At 35.4% G+C, this 2208-nt stretch carries 2 protein-coding genes; both read left to right on the top strand.

Annotated elements, in window-relative coordinates; all coding sequences use genetic code 11:
• Positions 1–145: 145 nt before the first annotated feature.
• Positions 146–589 carry a T9SS type A sorting domain-containing protein gene (locus AC4PL9_RS12815; protein ID WP_491605141.1) on the top strand — a complete coding sequence of 148 codons (444 nt, stop codon included), beginning with the start codon at positions 146–148 and terminating at the stop codon, positions 587–589.
• 18 nt (positions 590–607) lie between these two features.
• Entirely contained in the window at positions 608–1918 is a 1311-nt protein-coding gene (locus AC4PL9_RS12810) for a tail fiber domain-containing protein (RefSeq protein ID WP_491605140.1), read from the top strand.
• Positions 1919–2208: the final 290 nt, after the last annotated feature.

Here is a 2208-nt window from a genome sequence, read left to right as displayed (position 1 = left end):
GCCACTTTTAAGAACCCCTGGTCAGTTTTGATCAGGGGTTTTTTTGTTATATATTTTGACCAGTGCTTTGACTTGGTTATGAATAGCTTTTTTGTATCTTCGCACTCAAACTACTGATACAATGAATATAAAAGTTCTACTTTTTTTGACTTTATTTCTCACTTTAGACTTATATGCACAGAATGTGATTTCTACTCAAGGTGATAGTTATATAACTCCTTCATTATCTGTTGATTTTACAATAGGAGAACCAGTGATAAATACCATTAGTGATGGAATAACTACATTAACACAGGGGTTTCAACAGACCAATTGGAGTTTTTTAGGACTGGAAGACTGGGCTAGTGAAACAACTATTTTTGTGTTTCCTAATCCCATGACGGAAATATTAGTTGTTAAATCTGAAGAGTATGAAGGAATGTATTTCCAACTTATTGATGAATCGGGTAGATTGATCGTTACTAATAATTTAATTAGTAATGAGACTGTTATTCCTGTTGCTAATCTTTCATCCGGTACTTATCATTTGAAAGTCATAAATAAGGATCAGAAAGAAATAAAGAATTTTCACCTGATAAAAAGTTTATAAACCTAATACAAATAAATAATGAAGCGAATTATACTGTCAATAACAATGGTTTTATCCACTTTTATTGCATTAGCACAAGCTCCGGATGGAGTAAAATACCAAGCAGTAGTAAGGGATGGATCAAATTTGATTGTAGCGAATCAACCAGTTGGTGTGCAGCTCCGAATTTTACAGGGTACAGTAGGAGGTACTGCTGTTTATACCGAAGCTTTTACGCCAACAACCAATGCTTATGGATTGGTAAACCTTGAGATTGGTTCAGGAACTTCAACGGATGATTTTTCTGCAATTGATTGGGAAAATGGTCCTTATTTTATTGAAACCGCAATAGATGTGAGTGGAGGGATTGCATATACGGTAATGGGAACTTCTCAATTGTTAAGTGTGCCTTATGCATTATATGCAAGAAGATCAGAATCTGCTTTGACAGCTGTTATTGATAATGTGGATGACGCAGATGCTGATCCGTTGAATGAATTGCAGAGTCTTTCTACTAATGCAGATACGCTTTTTATTTCTGGTGGGAATTATGTTTTGATGGAAGCGGACTCTGACTGGACGATTAGTGATGATAATCAATATTCAGCAGTTTCAGGAAATGTGGGAATAGGTACAAATGCACCGATTAATAAATTAGATGTTAATGGGAAAATTTCCATAACAGAATCGGGAATAGCGAATTCTATGGTTATTTTGAACGGACCTGTATGGGAACATGGATCCGGACCACAAACATTTGGAGATGGTGGTTCATATTTCATGATTGGCTCTTCCGAGTCATCTCATGAGAGTGCGGGGATATACGGAGATGGTGATGCTGTTACAATTTGGGCTCCGGGAGATGGAGTATTTGGAAAACCGGCTGCTCTTTTGTATATAAATGATGAAGATTTTTTTGATGGATCTGATACTGATCCATATAATAATTCAGCAATAAAAGCCTACCTGAATAATGATGGTAACTGGGTAGCAGCTTCGGATCGTAATAGAAAAGAGAATATTGTTGAACTGGAGAACGTTCTACAGCGATTGATGCAAATCAATGGATATAGTTATAATTTCAAGTTGTCGACGGTTGAGATTGAAAAAGGAGATGAGATTGTTACTACGTATGGAGTTATTGCCCAGGAAGTAATTAAGTCATTTCCTGAAATCGTTGATGTAGCTGCCGATGGATCTCATTATGTTTGTTATACGGAATTGATTCCGATTTTAATAGAGTCTGTACAAGAACAACAGGAAATGATACAGTCATTACAAAATGAAAATGAGTTATTAAAGGAACGCATGAATAATATTGAGGAGCGTTTGAATGCCGCTGACTTATAGAAGAGAATAATTGAAACAGATAGTTTTTAAACCCTTATCGGATTTATTTCTGATGAGGGTTTTTAATTATATCAAGATAAGTCTCTATGTTTCACGATTTAATTTCTTACGAATTCGGTAGCGATTCATTTCAATAGCTTTCACTGATACTTCTTATCCAGAATAGTGCTGATAAAAGCAAATTTTCAGAAGGTTATCCGAATCCTGTTTCAGACTATCATTTTATTCGTTTAATGCTGGATGTTACTCATTTGAAGGTTACATTATATGATGGAGCAGGAGCTAAGGTT

This window comes from Wandonia sp., from assembly GCF_984588085.1.
This window is presented reverse-complemented; position numbering and strand designations above follow the sequence as displayed.

Coding starts and splice junctions, on each gene's coding strand:
- AC4PL9_RS12810 (WP_491605140.1), top strand. CDS start 608: ATGAAGCGAATTATACTGTCAATAACAATGGTTTTATCCACTTTTATT.